This is a genomic window from Spartinivicinus poritis, from assembly GCF_028858535.1.
Taxonomy (GTDB): Bacteria; Pseudomonadota; Gammaproteobacteria; order Pseudomonadales; family Zooshikellaceae; genus Spartinivicinus; species Spartinivicinus poritis.
On sequence record NZ_JAPMOU010000018.1, the window covers coordinates 21,710 to 40,288 of the forward strand.

The window sequence follows — 18,579 nt, forward strand, 5'->3', positions numbered from 1 at the left end:
AATATCTGCAAATACTAATTGCTGCTTTGTATAGTCAACAGCACTTAAGCAGTGACCTGAGACAACTCAGTGCGCATGGTATCAATCACTGCCTTATAGTCTGGCGTGTTAAAAATCGCCGACCCTGCAACAAAAGTATCAGCCCCCGCCTCAGCTATTTCCCGAATATTGCTTGTAGAGACACCGCCATCAATTTCTAAGCGAATATCCAAACCACTGGCATCAATTAACTGTCGAGCTTGGCGAATTTTGTTGAGGGTTTGTGGGATAAATTTTTGCCCTCCAAACCCGGGGTTAACCGACATCAACAACACCATATCAACTTTATCAATTACATATTCCAAGTGATCTAATCGGGTAGCAGGATTAAATACTAGACCTGCTTTACAACCACCTGCTTTGATCATTTGTAAAGAGCGATCAATATGCTCCGATGCTTCAGGGTGAAAGGTAATGTAACTTGCCCCAGCCTCAATAAAGTCGCCAATAATACGATCAACAGGTTTCACCATTAAATGAACATCAATTGGCGCCTTAACCCCATAGTCTCTCAGCGCTTTACACACCATAGGGCCTATAGTCAGGTTAGGCACATAGTGATTATCCATCACATCAAAATGCACCATATCTGCGCCAGCTACTAATACGTTGTCCACCTCCTCACCAAGGCAGGCAAAATCAGCAGAAAGAATACTGGGAGCAATTAAAAAATCTTTCATTAGTTAAGTTTCCAGACAAATCAACATAGCGAGTTAATTTTAACTGATCCTCAACTAGAATTCATGAAAGAAGCAACCTCTCAACCTATTTGAGCTAATAAGTGTTTAGAAAAACTTTCTGGAAAACTGGCTTTGTATCACTCGGCTTATTTGTTGGTTGCATTTCCCATTTTTGTTTGGCCCAGCAACAAACTGAAGAGCCAACTGAAAACCAAGCTGAGCCAGCGACTAACTCAAAGCCAACCGAACAAAGTAGCAGTAGTGATTCCTCCCCCTCAAAAACGATAACAAGGTCCAACCTACCAGCCACAGAGCAAACTCTTGTTCAGTTATTAACAGAGCATTTACCTGAGAACGAACTCTTAATGCTGCCTAAAGAAAAAGCAGGAGAAACGTTTTTAGCGGCTTATTTACAGGAAAACACAGGCTCTCCCAAAGGAGGGATTTTACTGATTCCCGCTGAAGGCCAGCATGTCAACTGGCCTAAAACCATCCTACCATTACGAAAAGAATTACCCAATGCAGGCTGGCATACATTAGCTATCATGCCTGTTGAGAGCAAGCCCCCCCCTCCGCCAGAAAGAACATTTTTTCCTAAAGGGATCATTACTTTGGCTAGCGGCCAGCAAACAGTAGAAGCAGCAACATCATCAGACACAGAGAAGTCAAGTGAGGAGACTAAACAAGAGGAGAGTACCTCGACTGACAAAAAGGAAACCGACCAAACTGCTGACAGCGAACAAAAGACAGGCCAACCTGAGAAAAGTAAACCAGAAGAAACTAAAGCTGAATCCCAAGCTTCTGAAAAAACAGAGCCTCCACTCTACGACCCCATTAAAGACATGTACAGTCGAATTAACCAAGGACTAGGTCACCTAGCTAAACAAGGATTGCTCTTTCAAGTAATAGTAGGGCAACGGGAAGGGGCTCATTGGGCTCTGGCATATCTAGCTGAGCAAAAGCCAGAAAATGTCCATGCACTTATTATAATCAATCCATCACCTAGCCAGGCACTAGAAACAACTATTCCTCAACTACTAGAGAAGTCTGATTTACTGACTCTTGATATTTATATCACTCAATACCCTGGGCCCTCTCCCGAAGCCAACCAACGAATTGCAGCAGCTCATCGCAGTAAAAACTACAACTACTTTCAATATCGCTTGCCTGCCGCGCCTAATAGTCAAACGACCACAAATGATTGGTTATTTAAGCGAGTAAAAAGTTGGTTAAAACGCCGAGCAAAAACCACAGAGCTTTCAAAACGTGCAAAAAAAGAGTAATAAACAACCTATAACTGCATTTTATCAAGAGTTAATAGTTTTTCTGTGGTTTTTGATCAGCTCATAAGCCATCTGAATTTCTTGGGTTTTTTCTTTTGCTAGCTGCACCATTTCCCCAGGCAGCCCTTTGGCTAGTAGCTTATCAGGATGATGCTGACTCATTAAACGGCGATATGCACGCTTTAGCGTTTTGTCATCTGCACTTGGACTAACACCCATCACTGCATAAGCATTATCAACCTGCTTGCCCAGCGAAGTTTTACTACGCCGCTGATAAAATTGCTGCTGAGCAAGGAAGCGCTGATGAATCAGCTTCAATTTTAACGGGCCTATTTTTAATACCGCTGCCGCATCTTCCAACACCTGCCATTCAGATTGAGTGATAGGGCCATCTGCATAAGCAGCCTGAAGCTGCAGCTCAATAAACATATCTAGTAAGCTTTGGTTGCCTTTTAGTTGGCTAGCAAAGTCTACTAGTGCCTGTTGAACCACCTGGTTGTTAGTCTGTTTACCCTGGTTAAATAATGCAATGGCTGCTTTACGCTGTTCCTGACTCAAACGCATATTAGCCATAATGGATGCTGCTTGTTGAATCTCCTGCTCTGACACTCGCCCATCTGCTTTGGCCAGCTTTCCCATTACTAAAAATGTCGCTTTAAAGAAAGCAGTTTGAACTTGTTGTGCATTATTCTGGTAACCGGTTGAAGCCTTAGGAGAACCATCTTGCTTTCCCCCTTGCAACACCTGCCAGTGGGTTTGTCGGCTAAACATCCATACCAAACCACTTAACATTAAAGCGCCTAGCCAGCCGCCATAGCGCCAACCTATTAGCAAGGCAATTAATAACCCAACCCAACGAAGCATTTATAATTTCACTCAGTTACTATTATTTCTCAACTGCTGCTTTTCTCAACTATTGCTGTTTTGGCCACCAAGTCATTTTCTAACTGTTTAAGTCGCTCAGGGGTTCCTACATCCAACCAATAACCATGATACTGCTCGCCTGACACTAACCCTTGGCCAATTGCTTCTTTTAAAACCGGCGCCAATGGCCATTTAGGTTGAGGCAGATTATTAAATAATGCCGGACTCAACACACTAATACCAGCAAAAGTAAAGCGCTGCGCTTTGCTTTCAAGTGTCACCAAACCATTCATTAATGAAAAATCACCCATCACATTGTGACCTGGATTATCCACCAACACCAAGTGAGCTAATTTATTTTTGGGCAAGCGTAATTGTTCCAAGGGATAGTTACACCATATATCACTATTAATCGCAATAAAGGGGTCATCCCCCAGTAACGATAATGCATGAGCAATGCCACCTGCCGTTTCAAGTGGTTCAGGTTCAGGGGAATAGCTAATATTGACTCCCCAACGCCTACCATCTTTTAAGTAAGACTCTATTTGCTCCCCTAAATAAGCATGGTTAATCACCAACTGACTTATACCTGCTTCAGCCAGTCGCTCCAATTGATACTCAATCAACGGTTTACCTAACACTGGCAGTAGCGGTTTAGGTGTTTTTAAGGTTAAGGGCCGCATTCGAGTACCAAGCCCTGCAGCCAAAATAATTGCTTTCATGAGATATCTAATGGCTCCTGTAATACTTCTGGCTGGAACCAGGGCTGCGTAAATAGTTTAGGGAGCAATATTTCAGTAAATAGCTGCTTCAGCGCTGCCAACTCTTCATATTGGGCTACCACTTCCATTACATAACCAATAACCACTGGCAGGTCAGTTAAATAGCGATTTTTTTTATCTCTGATCGCTAGTCGGGCAAATAAACCCAACACTTTTAAATGACGCTGTAACCCTGTCCAGTCGAACCACTTAACTACTTCCTCAAAGGAGTACGGCTGAAGCAAAGGTAGTTGTTGAGCAGCCTGCTCTAGCCAGGCTAACACTTGCTCTCTTGACCAGCGGATATAGCAGTCTTTATACAAAGAGGCCAAGTCATAACAGGCAGGCCCCCATACCATCCCCTGAAAATCAATCACAGCTAGCTGTTGCTGCCACACCATCAAATTGCGGCTGTGATAGTCCCTATGTACACAAGTCATTGGCTGAGATAACACCTCACTAATGATGCGCTGCTTAACAGCATTGACTGCTTCTACTGTTGCACGGTCTAAAGAGATGTTGAGTAATTTTTCGAAAAACCAGGGCTCAAGCAAATCCATCTCTCGCATTAAAAAAGCATCATCATACGATGGAATGGTTAACCCATTGGGCACCTGGGCTGTTTGAAACTTTGCCATCTCAGTCACCGCTTGCTGGTATAAGTCAGTTGCTAATGACTGGTTAAGCTGATCTAGTAGTAATGTGTCGCCTAAATCTTCCAATAACAAAAAACCATTGCTAATGTCATGTGCATAAACTTTAGGCACCTTTACATTTTTTTTAGATAAATACTCACTAATATCGATAAATGCTTTACAGTCTTCAAACTTTGGAGGCGCATCAACAGCAATTAGCGTACAATCTGTACCAGGCTGGATTCGGTAATATTTTCGAAAACTCGCATCGCCGTATAATAAAACAAGTGATACTTGATGATTTGTGTGATGCCAGTTAAATTGGCACTCTATGGTCGGCAACACCTGTTTAAGCCAATTTGAAAGCACTTGCCGCCTAATATTCATACAGCCTTTTTACCATTTACAAATTTGCTAGTGATTGTTAATTAAGCTTATCTGTAGACCAAGTTTAGAAAACAAAATCTATAACTCAGGTCTCAATTGCAGAATTTTTTATGTATTAGGTAGCTCTTGCTAACACACATAAATTATTACGCATTGGCTTTTGCTATGTATTGTTTATTATTTATAGCATTTATAAACTCTTGGGTTATTTCCTTGAATTGCGTCACTTGGCAATCTTATCCGACAGGAAGCCTGGACTGAATAGCGATGGCAGTAAAAAAGTTACAATTCACAAACAATATACACTGGCTACTAACAACTGGTTTGTTAGCTGGATCCACTAGCCTTACTCTCTACGCTGCTCCTCAAGGAGGTCAGAATAGTGAGTGGCACTGTCTGCCCGGGGCTAATGGCCAAGGCTGGAATTGTAATGTCCAGTCAAAACAGCCAAGTGCCGTCAAGCGTGCACCACGCCCTCCTAAAAAAGCCAGTGCAGTTGATACCTCACCAGTAACTCTTGCCAGCCAGGAGGAGCCCGCTAGTGCAAGCCCAGTTCATGAAGATGAGGTTTTTGGCCCACTCGTCTTACCTCAGCTTGATTGGGTGAGCCTGGACCAACTGACAGAGGAGCAACGACAGCAAGTTGCTCCTCACTGCTCAGGTGCCTATATTGAGCCTTTTAGGCTTGGTATGGACTATCAGGGTAACCCTGCCGATGCACCTATTTATGCCGAAGCACAGGACTCTGAGTATGATCAGGATGGTACGGCTAAATTTACTGGCAAGGTGTTAATTCGCCAGGGCTATCGTCAGTTACAAAGCGATAACGCCACTTTGCACCAGAATACTGATACAGCAGAGTTTGAAGGTAACGTTATCTTAAGGGAGCCCAACCTGTTATTGGTAGGTCAGCAAGCAGCTGTCAACCTTCAGTCTGGGCGTATGGATATTAAAAGTGCGCGTTACCTCTTTCATAAAAACCACAGCCGTGGAGAAGCAACAACGATCACCCGACGCGAAGATGAGCTAGTTGTTTTAGAGAGTGCCAACTATACAACCTGCCCCCCAGACAGTAATGCCTGGACATTAACGGGTAAAGATATCACGTTAAATAAATTCACCGGATTTGGTTCCGCAAAACACGCCACCATTCGTGTTGCTGGCATCCCCGTTTTTTATACACCCTATATTTACTTTCCCATTGATGATCGACGCCAGTCGGGTTTCTTAGCGCCAACGATAGGTACCTCTGGGGATAATGGTTTTGATCTTACGACCCCTTACTATTTCAATTTAGCGCCAAATTACGATGCGACTCTTTACCCACGCTATATGGCTGAGCGAGGCTTTTTGCTTGAAGGCGAGTCCCGCTATTTAACACCCAATAGTTCTGGTGAGGTAGGTGGCGCTTACCTAGGTAGTGATGACTTAAAGGATGGCAACCGCCAAGCAGGAGAAGATCGTTGGTATGCTAACTGGATACATGACCAACGCCTAACAGACCGCTGGAAGTTTAATATTGATTACACTAAAGCCAGTGACAAAGACTATTTTAGAGATTTTGGCACCTCCTTAGAAGTCTCCAGCCAAGACAATCTCAATCAAGCCTTTAAAACTGTTTATAACGGTGGTGATAGCAAACATAGTTGGACCTTCACGACAGCTGTACAAAAATATCAAAATATGAGCAACACCAGCGATGACTCCTATGAGAAAGTCCCTCAGTTTGAGTTTAAAGGAAACTTGCTCGCAGATAATGGCTTTGAGTTTGATTATCTAACTGATGTTACCTACTTCACTCGGGATAAAGACTGGCAGTACCAAGGCCAAGTCGCAAATCGAAGTCCTGAAGATATTGAAAATGATGTAACTCGTAGTATTTATGGTGAAGGAACCAATGAATTTACCAATGCCAAAGGCACCCGGTTTTATGCTGAAACTGGCGTAAAATATAAGTTTGAATGGCCTTATGCCTTTGTTACTCCTGGCCTAAAACTCAAGCACGTTCAGTATAGGTTATCCAACCTGGATAGAGAGGGTTTTATCCCTGGCGATAAAGTTAGGAACCCTTTTAATTTACGGTATGAAACTAACCCTTCAACAACAACACCTGTATTCACCCTAGATAGTGGACTGTACTTTGATCGTAAAGTTCTGTTTGGTGAAACTCAATTCACGCAAACCCTAGAGCCTCGTGCCTTATATGTTTATTCTCCAGAAAGAGGGGATCAAGAGCAAAACCCTGTATTTGATACCTCAAATAACAGTTTTAGTTATGCTCAGTTATGGAGAGATAACCGCTTCAGCGGCTATGACCGTTTAGGCGATGCCAACCAAATCGCTCTTGGAGTTACTTCACGTTTTATTGAAGATGACGGCTTTGAGCGCTTCCGGATAGGTACAGGGCAAATTTTCTACTTTAAAGATCGAGAAGTTCTTCTCGACCCTAATCACTTTGATACCGCTAACAACCCAAGCAATGATGTAAATGTTGATGAGAGCACACGCCGCTATTTAGATGACCAAAAAGCATCCACATCACCATTGGCCTCTGAGCTGGTATGGAATATTACTTCTGCACTTTCATTCAAACAGGACTGGATCTATAACACCAATGAGGGTCGCAATGAAGAGTTTGCCTCTAGCCTACGCTACCATCCTGACTATAATCGCCTGCTGAACTTCAGCTACCGGTTCCGCGATCAGGTAGACCGTACTCGTAAAGATGAGAATGGTAATGCCATTCCCGGTCAGTTCGCCGATGGCGATATTGAGCAAGCTGACCTGTCGTTTATCTGGCCAGTAGCATCCAACTGGAGTGCATTAGGTCGCTGGAATTATGATGTCACCAACAGCCGCCGACTTGAAGCGATGTTTGGTGCTGAATATGATAGCTGCTGTTATAAAATACGCTTTATTGGTCGTCAGTGGATTGATGGTGATGATGATATAGATAATGCAGAAACCGATAGTGGTGTATTTGTTCAGTTTGTCATGAAAGGTTTAGGTAACTTATTTGGCAGTAAAGTCGAAGGTTTCTTAGAAGGGATTGACGGTTACCGTGAACGGGAAGAGCGCAACAAGCTATAACTATGAAGTGGTATAAAAAACTTATTTTAGCCGCCTGTATTGGGGCGGCATTTAACCCAGTCAACATAAACGCAGAAACCCTTGATCGGATTATTGCAGTTGTTGATAGCGATGTAGTAACAGCCAGTCAACTACAGGAGCGACTGGCCATGGTGCGCCGTAAACTAAGACAGCGTAGTACTGAGCTTCCTCCAGAGGACGCCCTCACCAAACAGGTTTTAGAAAAACTAATTATCGAAAGCCTACAGTTGCAAATGGGGGAGCGAGCCAATATTCGAATTAGCGAACAAACCTTAGGCGACACAGTTAATCGCATTGCCCAACGCAATAACATGTCACTAAGGGAATTTCAGCAAGCCTTAGCTCAGGATGGAATTTCCTTCGAAAAAGCCCGCGAGCAAATTCGTCGTGATTTAATTATTAATCGTGTTCGAAAACGCAGGGTAGCAGATAGGATTCAGGTGACTCAGCAAGAAGTCAAAAACTTTCTACAGTCAGAACAAGGAAAATACCAGCTTTCCGCAGATTATCGATTAGGGCATATTTTAATAGCTGTCCCTGAATCAGCAACATCAAGTCAAATTAACAAAGCAAAAAAGAAAGCAACTGCCGTTTATCAAAAACTTAAACAGGGTGCCAATTTTGGCCAGGTAGCAGTAGCAGTATCTGATGGCCAAAAAGCCTTAGAAGGTGGTGATCTTGGCTGGCGTAAAGCTAATCAACTGCCGTCTTTATTTGCCAGCCAAGTACAATCGATGAATAAAGGCGATACTAGTAAGCCTATTCGCAGCCCTAGTGGGTTTCATATTATTAAACTGATTGCCAAACGTGGTGGTCAAGATAAGCTAATGCAAACCCAGTTTAAGGCTCGCCATATTTTGCTTAAACCCAGCGAAATACGCTCTGAGCAGCAAACAAAAGCACTGGCTGACCGCCTTTATTTACGCTTAGAAAATGGTGAAGACTTTACACAACTGGCCAAAGCCTTTTCTGACGACTCCGGCTCAGCCTTAAATGGTGGCAGTTTAGACTGGGTAAATCCAAGCGATATGGTCCCAGCTTTCCGGGACAAGTTACCAGAAGTATCTGTCAACACTATTAGCAAGCCATTTAAAAGCCGCTATGGCTGGCATATTTTACAGGTACTGGATACTCGCCAACAGGATATGAGTAAACTGGTTCAAGAAAATAGGGCCCGAATCATTTTACGGAACCGCAAGTACGAAGAGGAACTGCAAAATTGGCTCCGACAGATTCGTGCTGAAGCCTATGTAGAAATAAAACTGTGATTCACTATTGTCCCCGGATTATTATCACCTCCGGAGAACCTGCAGGTATAGGCCCAGACCTATGCCTTGCATTAGCAGCCCAGCGGTTTAACGCTCAGCTCGTGGTGGCTGCAGATCCTACTATCCTTACAGCACGAGCCAAGCTATTAGGGCTAGAGATCCAGCTACAAACTTACAACCCAAAACAGCCTGCTAAACCAACTCCTTTAAACCAGTTATTGATTTTGCCAACTCAAGCGCAGCATACAGTCGCACCAGGCCAGCTCAACTCTGCCAATGCACGACATGTGCTGAATATGTTAGACTCTGCGATTAAGGGTTGTTTACAGCAGGAGTTTGCTGCAATGGTAACCGCCCCTATTCATAAAGGAGTTATTAATGATAGCGGGGTTGCTTTCAGTGGTCATACCGAGTACTTAGCCGAAGCAACGAACACAAAACAAGTAGTGATGATGCTGGCCAGCGATAACTTAAGAGTGGCATTAGCTACCACCCACCTTCCACTTAGAAAAGTGTCATCTGCTATCACGCCAATACTACTTGAACAAGTCATTACTGTTTTACACCAAGACCTTCAACAAAAATTTGGTATCCCACAGCCACATATTTTGGTTTGCGGCTTAAACCCTCATGCAGGTGAGGGAGGGCATTTAGGCACAGAAGAGCTTGAAATCATTACTCCAACGCTCAATCGCTTAGCCAAACAATTTGGCTTTAACCTAACTGGGCCATTACCTGCAGACACAGCTTTTACTCAAAAGCCTTTAGCTCAAGCTGATGCTGTTTTAGCTATGTATCATGACCAAGGGCTGCCCGTACTTAAATATGCTGGCTTCGGACATGCAGTTAATATCACCTTAGGCCTCCCCTTTATTAGAACATCGGTTGATCATGGCACAGCCTTAGACTTAGCAGGTACAGGGACAGCCGACCCAGGAAGTTTGTTTACTGCAATTGAGTACGCGATTAATATGTCGCAATCTCAACAAGGCTGAACTATTTATTTCTTTATGGCTAATCCCCCGACTTTTCACCACAAGGCACGCAAGCGCTTTGGGCAAAATTTTTTACATGATGCAGGTGTTATTCAACGCATTATTCACGCCATCGCACCACAGCAAGGCCAACACTTAGTTGAAATAGGCCCTGGTCAAGGCGCCTTAACGGCTAGTTTAGTAGCATCAGCTGGTGAAACTCATGTGATTGAACTTGATCGTGATTTAGTGCCAGGATTATTAGCAAGTTTCGCTAGTTACAACAACTTTCACCTCCATCAGGGAGACGCACTTAAATTCGATTTTAGCCAGCTAACAGAGCCCAACCAAAAAATCCGAGTAATTGGAAATCTGCCGTATAATATTTCCACTCCTTTATTATTTCATCTATTTAGCTTTCGAGAGCTAATTAGTGATATGCATTTTATGCTGCAAAAAGAAGTGGTAGAAAGATTAGCCGCTCAGCCTGGCGAAAAAGCATACGGCAGGCTTGGCATAATGGCTCAGTACTTCTGTCAGGTTGACTATTTATTTACAGTTAGTCCTGGTGCATTTAAACCAGCCCCTAAAGTAGACTCCGCCATTGTAAAATTAACGCCCCATCAAACCATTGAGCACCCAGCTGAAGACATCAAGCAACTCGAACAGGTAGTAAAACTAGCTTTTAGCCAGCGACGTAAAACCATTCGTAATACACTTAAGTCATTATTTACGGCTGAAGAACTTCACCAACTTGCCATTGACCCTACCCTTCGTCCGGAACAAATTACTTTATCGCAATTTATTAGCCTGGCTAATTATTTGGCTAAACGCTAAACAATTTAAAACACTATACTTAATATCATGACAGACACTTGCCCTCATCCAGTTAAAATCGACGTGGTTACAGAATACCTGCCCCATGAATCTGAGCCTACTGAATCTGAATTTGTCTTTCGCTACACCATCACAATTACCAACGAAAGCAACCAAACCATAAAACTGTTATCTAGACACTGGATAATTACTGACGGAGAAAACCAAGTAGAGCATATCCAAGGAGATGGCGTTGTTGGTCAGCAGCCTTCCATTGCACCAGGTACCAGCTATACCTATAGTAGTGGCTGCATTTTACCAACGCCGGTTGGCAGCATGTATGGCAGCTACCAAATGCAAGCTAAAGATGGTCAGCTATTTAATGCTCCAATAACTCCTTTTACTTTAGCGGTACCCAACATAGTTCACTGATAAATACCGAGCGAACGATGGCTACTTATGTAATTGGCGACATTCAAGGCTGCTTTTATCAGCTACAGTGCGTACTGGAAAAAGTTAAATTTAGTCCACCCGAAGACAGGCTTTGGATTGTAGGCGATCTAGTTAACCGAGGACCAAGTTCTCTGGAAACCCTACGATATATTTATAAACTGGGTGACAGCTGCAAAATTGTCCTTGGCAACCATGACTTACATTTATTAGCCATTGCTCACGGGGTTCAATCCCATAAAAAGCAAGACACATTAAGTGATATTTTAGCTGCTCCCGATCGAGACCAACTACTCCATTGGCTACGTCATCAGCGGTTAGTTTATTATGATGAAACTAACAATGTGGCTATGGTACACGCGGGAATCCCTCCACAATGGTCCATAAAAAAAGCACTAACTCGTGCTGCAGAAGTTGAAGAAGTACTACAAGGTGAGCACTTTATCGATTTTTTAAGTAATATGTATGGTAACCAGCCCAATCGCTGGGATAAAAACTTGAAAGGCTGGCCACGGTTACGCTTGATTACTAATTACTTTACCCGGATGCGATTTTGTAATTGCTTTGGTGAGCTGGAATTATCTGCTAAAGGTTCCCCAAAAGAAGGCCCCAAAGGCTATAAGCCCTGGTATTTACACAGTAAGCGTAAAGCTAAAGATACTACTATTTTATTTGGCCACTGGGCTGCTTTAGAAGGCAAAACCGATAGTGACAGCCATAATGTTTTTGCTCTGGATACAGGCTGTGTATGGGGTAATCACTTAACGCTAATGAATGTAGAGTCTAAAAAAACCACCACCTGCCAATGTAAAACCCAATGAGTGAATTTAAACGAGTTTCTACCGCAGACGCTTTCAACCACTTGCAACAAGGTGCCATCTTTGTTGATATTCGCGATTTAAACAGCTATCAACAGGCCCACATCCCCAACGCTACTCATTTAGATAATCAAGGCATTCACGATTTTTTAGCTAATGCAGAATTAGAAGATACTATTATTATCTATTGCTATCATGGGCATAGCAGTTTAGCGGCAGCACATTTTTTTGCTGACCAAGGTTTCAGCAATGTATACAGTATGGATGGTGGCTTTACCGCCTGGCAGCAGGATTACCCTTCTGTTTGCGACGATACAGTGGAAGAGTAGTATTTATTTAGTAGCCCTATGAAAGTATTTTTAGTTGGTGGCGCCGTTCGCGATCACCTGTTAGGTAAGCCTGTTAAAGATAGAGACTGGGTAGTCGTAGGCAGTACCCCAGAAGAAATGCTGGCTAATGGCTTTGAACAAGTAGGCAAAGACTTCCCAGTTTTTCTTCATCCTCAAAGCCATGAAGAGTATGCATTAGCTCGTACCGAACGTAAGCAGGGAAAAGGCTACACAGGCTTTATATGTCATGCAGCTCCTGACGTTACTCTTGAAGAGGACCTATTAAGGCGAGACTTAACTATCAATGCCATTGCCCAAACTCTGGATGGCGAGTTAATTGACCCATTCCATGGTTGCCAGGATTTAAAGCAAGGCATTTTACGACATGTGTCGCCTGCATTTGCTGAAGATCCTTTAAGAATATTACGTGTTGCTCGTTTTGCTGCCCGGTATCATCATTTGGGCTTTACTATCGCCCCAGAAACCATGTCATTAATGGTTGATATGGTTAATTCTGGAGAAGCCAGTCATTTAGTAGCAGAGCGGGTATGGCAGGAAACTGAACGAGCATTAGCTGAGCCACACCCAGCCATTTATTTTCAAACCCTACATCAGTGTGGCGCTCTAAATATTTTAATATCACCTTTAACTATCAGCCAACTAACAATTCCTACTGCTGCTTTGAATACTTTAGATGCAGCAGTTACAACAACACAGCCTGAGACTGTTCGTTTTGCAGCATTTATTATCAGCCTGTTTTCCAGCAATGAATTAATTCAGCAGCCAACCGCCATCAGCCATTTTGAGCAGTTTGCAGAAAATCTCAAACTGCCCAATCAGTTTAAGGCGATAACAAAAGCAGGTATTCAATTATTACCTCTTTTAACCACCCCACCACTTTCAGCGGAAGTTGTTTGGCAGTGTTTAAAGCAGGCCGATGCAGTAAGACGGCCAGCGCGATTTACCCATATCATCACAGCTATTGAAATTGCCACAAACAAGTTGCAGCAGCCACTTCTTGTAGCTGCTGATAAATTATTAGGTATTAGCCAACAATTTAAACAAATTGATATAAAGAAACTACAGGCACAGGGCCAAAAAGGTAAAGCGCTGGGCCAGGCAATAGCTCAGCAGCAACTTGAGATTATCAATAAAGCACTAGCCTAAGTATCCTTAAAGCCATATGAATATGTTAGACAGCTAGGTTAAGCGATCAGCTAAAAGCCTTTTATTTTTGAAGGCAACACTTGTTTCTCAATAGTGGTTGGTTTATCACCCACCACTTCACTATTAGGGCCTGAGACTCGCAAAACATTAACTGGCTGTGAAACAAAAGTGGTGGCATTTGAGGCTAACCTGTCCACTAATGTTAAAACATCTTTAGCAGGCTGCTGGTAGTAACTTTCCGTAATGATTGCTGTAGGGTCGAGCCTCTGACTTGAAGGGCCACACCATAACAAATCCAAGTCTGCCACTTGTCTTGACTTACAGTCTTGTGGTGCTCTGCCAATTTGTTGTTCTGACTGCTTACACCACTCATTTAAAGCCTGTTCAGATAAATCTGAATAAAAATACAAAACACCATTACAAAAATCAGCGGCATTATTTACACCTACCGGTTTAGTCATTACCAGTCGGCTCAACCAAACCTGATCGAACCTTGCAACCAGCACATTAAGAATTTTAGGGACTTGAGTTATTGGCTGCACATTACAACCAATACCGAGCAATACTGCTTGCTTCATTGGGAGTATCAATTAGTTAGTTCATCTGCTCACGGGTGCGGAAACACTCAACAGCGGCGATTCCATTTTCAATAGCTTGCGGCTTACGAATTTTTATTTTAACGGCAGCAACCGAAAACTCAGTAAAGATCAGTCGAATTAACTCACCCGCTAATTTCTCCAGTAACTGAAACTGCTCTTTGTTGCAGTATGCAGTGACTAGCTCTGCTACTCTGGCATAATCCAACGCATCGGTTAAATCATCAGATTGCATTGCAGCAGTGCAGTCTATATCCATCGCTAGATCGATAGTTAGTGGCTGAGGCTGTTGTTTTTCCCATTCATAAACGCCAATAACCGTAGAAACCTCAAGCTGCTCAATTAATACTTTGTCCATTCCACTCTCATCACATCTACCAAATAGTTACATCAATCAACTGAAAGCACTAACTACCTACTGCACTTAATGCTTCCATTGGCCAGCGCGGCTTTGGCTGTATAGGATTCACTTCTTGCTCACCCGCCAAAAGTCGCTGGCATCCAGCATAGGCAATCATGGCACCATTATCAGTACAGAAAGCTGGTCGCGGATAAAACAATGTAGCGGACTCTTTCGCCGCAATGTCGGTTAACCTATCTCGCAGCATTTTATTAGCACTAACACCGCCAGCTATGACCAAGCGCTTATGTTGAGTCGCTTGCAGTGCTCGACGACACTTGATCGCCAAGGTTTCAACAACAGCCTCCTGAAAAGCATAGGCAATATCAGCTAAAGTCTGTTGGCTTAAGTCACCGCTTTGCTCTGCGGCTTGAATCGTATTTAAGGTATAGGTTTTAAGCCCACTAAAACTAAAAGCCAAACCAGGCCGGTCAGTCATCGGTCGAGGAAACTTAAATCGCCCAGGTGTACCATTTTCAGCAAGCTTGGCAATTCGTGGACCACCAGGGTAGTCCAGCCCCATCATTTTCGCTGCTTTATCAAATGCCTCACCTGCCGCATCATCAACCGAGTCCCCTAATAGCTCATATTGGCCAATGCCATTAACATCTACTAATTGGGTATGCCCACCTGAAACCAATAAGGCAACAAAAGGAAACGCTGGTGGCTGTTCTTCTAACATAGGCGCTAACAGATGACCCTCCATATGATGCACCCCTATTGCAGGGATATTAAGGGTATAGCTGAGTGATCGGGCGAAAGTAGCCCCCACCATCAAGGCACCGATTAGTCCTGGGCCATTGGTATAGGCCACTGCATCTATATCCTGTTTAGTCAGTGATGCCTGTTGCAGCACCTGATCTAACAAAGGCACGAGCCGCTGGATATGATCGCGCGAAGCTAATTCAGGCACCACACCACCATAGTCAGCATGCATGGCCACTTGGCTAAACAATGCCTCACCCAGCAACCCTCGGTTACTATCATAAACAGCAACACCGGTTTCATCACAGGATGTTTCTATACCTACTACTATCATCTTGTACTAATACCAAAAAACAAAAGCCAATAATAAAATAACCACACTGTAAATACGATTTAACTTTTGCAATTCTCTAAGGCCGCTAACCTACCCTTTGCATTTCTTGACAGAACCCTTTAATATTCGCCACCTTCATCGTGGTCTAAACTGTGTGATGACCACTTAACATTCAAATTAACCATAGACTTATAAAGGAAGGTGTAATCTGCATGCCTGCGGTAAAAGTAAAAGAAAACGAGCCTTTTGATATTGCCCTGCGTCGTTTCAAGCGTTCTTGCGAGAAAGCTGGTGTTTTGGCTGAAGTTCGTCGTCGTGAGCACTACGAAAAGCCAACTACTGTTCGCAAGCGTAAAGCGGCTGCTGCTGTAAAGCGTCACGCTAAGAAGCTACAAAGAGAACAGCGTCGTCGCGAGCGTTTATATTAATTTTTCATTCTATTGCCAATAACCTGTCAGATATAAGCAAACAACAACATGGCAAACTCAATTAAAGATCGCTTAACTCAAGCCATCAAAGACGCAATGCGAGCCAAAGATAAACCTCGCTTAGCTGCCCTACGTCTCGCTTCTGCGGAATTTAAGCGCATTGAAGTAGATGAACGAATTGAGATTGAAGATGCCAGAGCAGTTGCCATTCTAGATAAAATGGTCAAACAGCGCCGGGATTCAATCAATCAATATCAACAGGCAGGTCGTCAGGAACTAGCTGAACAAGAAGCATTTGAAATTGAGATTATTCAAGAGTTTCTGCCAGAGCAGTTAACTACTGCAGAGCTTGATCAGTTGATTGCCGAAGCCATCGCTGCCACTGGTGCAGCTAGTATGCAGGATATGGGCAAAGTAATGGGTATTCTTAAATCAAAAGTGCAAGGCCGTGCAGATATGGGGGAGGTGAGTAAATTAATCAAAAGTAAGTTAAGTTAATATACTTACCCTTGCCTACCTTTGACAGCGGCGGTAGATTTAAAACTACCACCGCTTCTCTTAACACTTAGCTCAAACATTTTTTGTAATCGTTATGGCGGGACTAATTCCTCGCACTTTTCTTGATGATTTATTAGCTCGCATTGATATTGTCGATGTGATTGCTTCCCGTATTGAGTTAAAAAAAACTGGCAAAAATTACACAGCACTCTGCCCCTTTCATCACGAAAAAACACCCTCTTTTTCAGTTAATTCAAGCAAACAGTTTTATTATTGCTTTGGCTGCGGGGCAACAGGAAACGCGTTAAAATTTATTAGCGAATTTGAACACCTAGACTTTGTTGATGCGGTTGAAACATTAGCTCGCTCATTAGGATTAGATGTCCCTAGAGAACAACAGCACTATCAACAACCAGACCATCAAGCCTATTACCAGCTGTTGAATAATGCTGCTGAATACTACCAACAACAACTGACTAAGCACTCTCAAGCCAAATTAGCAACAGATTATCTTAAATCACGCGGCGTCACTCATGCCATTTCACAACAATACGGCCTTGGCTTTGCACCTGCCGGCTGGAATAACCTTATTAATGCCCTCTCCTCCCAACAAAGCAACTTAACCAAACTTGAGGAAGTAGGATTAGTCATTCACCAAACTGAAAAACAGTCCTACTATGACCGATTTCGTAATCGCTTGATGTTTCCTATCAGAGATCAGCGGGGTCGAGTCATTGCTTTTGGCGGTAGGGTATTTACTGATGAAAAACCCAAATACCTCAACTCACCTGAAACCCCTGTTTTTCAAAAAAGCAAAGAGCTTTATGGGTTATATGAGGCCAAACAGCAAAACCGCCAGCTTTCTAATCTGATTGTGGTTGAAGGCTATATGGATGTCATTGCGTTAGCCCAACATGGCATTACTCATGCGGTAGCCACTTTAGGTACATCTGTTACAAGCGATCACGTTCGCAAATTATTTAAGCAAAGTAATGAAATTATCTTTTGCTTTGATGGTGATGAAGCAGGTAAAAAAGCAGCATGGCGAGCACTAGAAAACTCTTTCAGCAGTATGGAAGATGGCTATAGTGCAAAGTTTTTATTTTTACCTCAAGGAGAAGATCCAGACTCTGTTATCCGCAGCGAAGGACCAAAGCAATTTCAACAGCGCCTTGATAATCAAAGCCTGACTTTAACAGAATATTTTTTCCAGCAACTGGAAGCACAGGTTAACCTGCATAGCTTGGAAGGTAGAGCTAAATTATCAAAGCTGGCTTCTCCTTACCTCAGCAATTTAAAACCCAGCACATTTAAGCAACTTATTGAAAATCGCTTAGCAGAGCTAACCGGCATAACCCCCAGTAACCCCAATCCCTCTGCGCTTTCAAGCCAACACTCAACACCAATTACAACTTCAAAACCAACTGAGCAGATCGCTTCTTATTCACAACCTCAATCAACCCAGACAGTCCGCTCACCTGCAGAAACAGCACTTTTATTACTGTTTATTGAGCCAAATCTAGTCAGCCAAGTAAATCTTGATAATTTCCAAGGAGGTGTTGCTGATCAGACAACCCAATTACTTATAGATGCCATGCACTATTTTAAAAAAAGCCTACTTAGCAACAGCCTGCCCCAAGACTCAATAGGCGAGTTTATTGGTCACTATTATGGAACTAGCGCAGGGAATCAACTCAAAGAAATCTTGAACAATTCTGCACCAGAAACGACTAAACAAACAAACCAGTTATTTATCGACAGTATTAAACGAGTGCAAACCAAGCTTTCAACTGCAACCTCGAAACAGCAGCTGAATGAGCTGGCTAGCAAGGCCACCACACTCAACGATGAAACGAGTAAAGCAGATTATTTAAAAGCATTCGCTCAGCTAAGGCAGCAAAAAAGCAATAATGATTGAAGAAAAAATGAAGGTTATTTTTCGATACTGCAAAAATACAGCTAAACTGCTAGAACAGCGCTTTAGAAATGGGCTATAATTTCGCTCTTACCGTCGGCACATCTGATTTCGTTGTTAA

General features: G+C 43.0%; 19 protein-coding genes. 12 read left to right on the forward strand and 7 right to left on the reverse strand.

What is annotated here, in order from left to right:
• Positions 1 to 44 precede the first annotated feature (44 nt).
• Positions 45 to 719, reverse strand: a complete 675-nt coding sequence (gene rpe, locus ORQ98_RS14650) for a ribulose-phosphate 3-epimerase (RefSeq protein ID WP_274689554.1) — start codon at positions 717 to 719, stop codon at positions 45 to 47.
• Positions 720 to 820: 101 nt separating this feature from the next.
• Here rpe and ORQ98_RS14655 point away from each other — a divergent pair, with 101 nt between their 5' ends.
• A complete protein-coding gene (locus tag ORQ98_RS14655) occupies positions 821 to 2,002 on the forward strand; it encodes a DUF3530 family protein (RefSeq protein ID WP_274689555.1) in 1,182 nt (393 codons plus the stop codon).
• Positions 2,003 to 2,026: 24 nt separating this feature from the next.
• Here ORQ98_RS14655 and djlA read toward each other — a convergent pair whose 3' ends face one another.
• From djlA to ORQ98_RS14670, 3 genes are read right to left on the reverse strand one after another with little or no spacing between them, the layout of a single operon-like run.
• Positions 2,027 to 2,866, reverse strand: coding sequence for a co-chaperone DjlA (djlA, locus tag ORQ98_RS14660; protein WP_274689556.1), 840 nt, complete (start codon positions 2,864 to 2,866; stop codon positions 2,027 to 2,029).
• Positions 2,867 to 2,895: 29 nt separating this feature from the next.
• A complete protein-coding gene (gene murU, locus ORQ98_RS14665) occupies positions 2,896 to 3,588 on the reverse strand; it encodes an N-acetylmuramate alpha-1-phosphate uridylyltransferase MurU (RefSeq protein WP_274689557.1) in 693 nt (230 codons plus the stop codon).
• The gene (locus ORQ98_RS14670; RefSeq protein WP_274689558.1) at positions 3,585 to 4,649 is read right to left on the reverse strand and encodes an aminoglycoside phosphotransferase family protein; all 1,065 of its coding nucleotides are present in this window, start codon (positions 4,647 to 4,649) and stop codon (positions 3,585 to 3,587) included. The genes murU and ORQ98_RS14670 overlap by 4 nt, the downstream gene beginning before the upstream one ends.
• A gap of 267 nt (positions 4,650 to 4,916) precedes the next feature.
• On the opposite strand from ORQ98_RS14670, the gene ORQ98_RS14675 reads away from it, so the two are divergent.
• Genes ORQ98_RS14675 through ORQ98_RS14710 form a run of 8 tightly spaced genes read left to right on the forward strand, consistent with a single transcriptional unit; the run spans position 4,917 to position 13,582 of the window.
• Positions 4,917 to 7,739, forward strand: coding sequence for an LPS-assembly protein LptD (locus tag ORQ98_RS14675; protein WP_274689559.1), 2,823 nt, complete (start codon positions 4,917 to 4,919; stop codon positions 7,737 to 7,739).
• Positions 7,740 to 7,741: 2 nt separating this feature from the next.
• Positions 7,742 to 9,028 (forward strand): peptidylprolyl isomerase, encoded by a 1,287-nt coding sequence (locus ORQ98_RS14680; protein WP_274689560.1) that lies wholly within the window; start codon positions 7,742 to 7,744, stop codon positions 9,026 to 9,028.
• Positions 9,028 to 10,023: a 4-hydroxythreonine-4-phosphate dehydrogenase PdxA gene (gene pdxA, locus ORQ98_RS14685; protein ID WP_274689632.1), complete on the forward strand. Its 996-nt coding sequence runs from the start codon at positions 9,028 to 9,030 to the stop codon at positions 10,021 to 10,023. The genes ORQ98_RS14680 and pdxA overlap by 1 nt, the downstream gene beginning before the upstream one ends.
• 15 nt (positions 10,024 to 10,038) lie before the next feature.
• Positions 10,039 to 10,839: a 16S rRNA (adenine(1518)-N(6)/adenine(1519)-N(6))-dimethyltransferase RsmA gene (gene rsmA, locus ORQ98_RS14690; protein ID WP_274689561.1), complete on the forward strand. Its 801-nt coding sequence runs from the start codon at positions 10,039 to 10,041 to the stop codon at positions 10,837 to 10,839.
• A 27-nt stretch (positions 10,840 to 10,866) separates the two neighbouring features.
• Positions 10,867 to 11,250 carry a Co2+/Mg2+ efflux protein ApaG gene (gene apaG, locus ORQ98_RS14695; RefSeq protein ID WP_274689562.1) on the forward strand — a complete coding sequence of 128 codons (384 nt, stop codon included), beginning with the start codon at positions 10,867 to 10,869 and terminating at the stop codon, positions 11,248 to 11,250.
• Between the two features lie 17 nt (positions 11,251 to 11,267).
• Complete coding sequence (locus ORQ98_RS14700) at positions 11,268 to 12,089, forward strand: symmetrical bis(5'-nucleosyl)-tetraphosphatase (protein WP_274689563.1); 822 nt, start codon at positions 11,268 to 11,270, stop codon at positions 12,087 to 12,089.
• Entirely contained in the window at positions 12,086 to 12,415 is a 330-nt protein-coding gene (gene glpE / locus ORQ98_RS14705; protein ID WP_274689564.1) for a thiosulfate sulfurtransferase GlpE, read from the forward strand. Before ORQ98_RS14700 ends, glpE begins: the two co-directional genes overlap by 4 nt.
• A gap of 18 nt (positions 12,416 to 12,433) precedes the next feature.
• A complete protein-coding gene (locus tag ORQ98_RS14710; RefSeq protein WP_274689565.1) occupies positions 12,434 to 13,582 on the forward strand; it encodes a tRNA nucleotidyltransferase/poly(A) polymerase-related protein in 1,149 nt (382 codons plus the stop codon).
• 50 nt (positions 13,583 to 13,632) lie between these two features.
• On the opposite strand, the gene ORQ98_RS14715 is transcribed toward ORQ98_RS14710, so the two are convergent.
• Genes ORQ98_RS14715 through tsaD form a run of 3 tightly spaced genes read right to left on the reverse strand, consistent with a single transcriptional unit; the run spans position 13,633 to position 15,617 of the window.
• Positions 13,633 to 14,160 carry a 2-amino-4-hydroxy-6-hydroxymethyldihydropteridine diphosphokinase gene (locus ORQ98_RS14715; RefSeq protein ID WP_274689566.1) on the reverse strand — a complete coding sequence of 176 codons (528 nt, stop codon included), beginning with the start codon at positions 14,158 to 14,160 and terminating at the stop codon, positions 13,633 to 13,635.
• 16 nt (positions 14,161 to 14,176) lie between these two features.
• Positions 14,177 to 14,536: a dihydroneopterin aldolase gene (gene folB, locus ORQ98_RS14720; protein ID WP_274689567.1), complete on the reverse strand. Its 360-nt coding sequence runs from the start codon at positions 14,534 to 14,536 to the stop codon at positions 14,177 to 14,179.
• A 49-nt stretch (positions 14,537 to 14,585) separates the two neighbouring features.
• Complete coding sequence (gene tsaD, locus ORQ98_RS14725) at positions 14,586 to 15,617, reverse strand: tRNA (adenosine(37)-N6)-threonylcarbamoyltransferase complex transferase subunit TsaD (RefSeq protein WP_274689568.1); 1,032 nt, start codon at positions 15,615 to 15,617, stop codon at positions 14,586 to 14,588.
• 212 nt (positions 15,618 to 15,829) lie between these two features.
• Between tsaD and rpsU the strand changes: the two genes are divergently transcribed.
• From rpsU to dnaG, 3 genes are all read left to right on the forward strand, one after another.
• Complete coding sequence (gene rpsU / locus ORQ98_RS14730; protein ID WP_163832384.1) at positions 15,830 to 16,045, forward strand: 30S ribosomal protein S21; 216 nt, start codon at positions 15,830 to 15,832, stop codon at positions 16,043 to 16,045.
• 48 nt (positions 16,046 to 16,093) lie between these two features.
• Positions 16,094 to 16,543 carry a GatB/YqeY domain-containing protein gene (locus tag ORQ98_RS14735; RefSeq protein WP_274689569.1) on the forward strand — a complete coding sequence of 150 codons (450 nt, stop codon included), beginning with the start codon at positions 16,094 to 16,096 and terminating at the stop codon, positions 16,541 to 16,543.
• Positions 16,544 to 16,637: 94 nt separating this feature from the next.
• Positions 16,638 to 18,461 (forward strand): DNA primase, encoded by a 1,824-nt coding sequence (gene dnaG / locus ORQ98_RS14740; RefSeq protein WP_274689570.1) that lies wholly within the window; start codon positions 16,638 to 16,640, stop codon positions 18,459 to 18,461.
• The last annotated feature ends 118 nt before the right edge of the window (positions 18,462 to 18,579 follow it).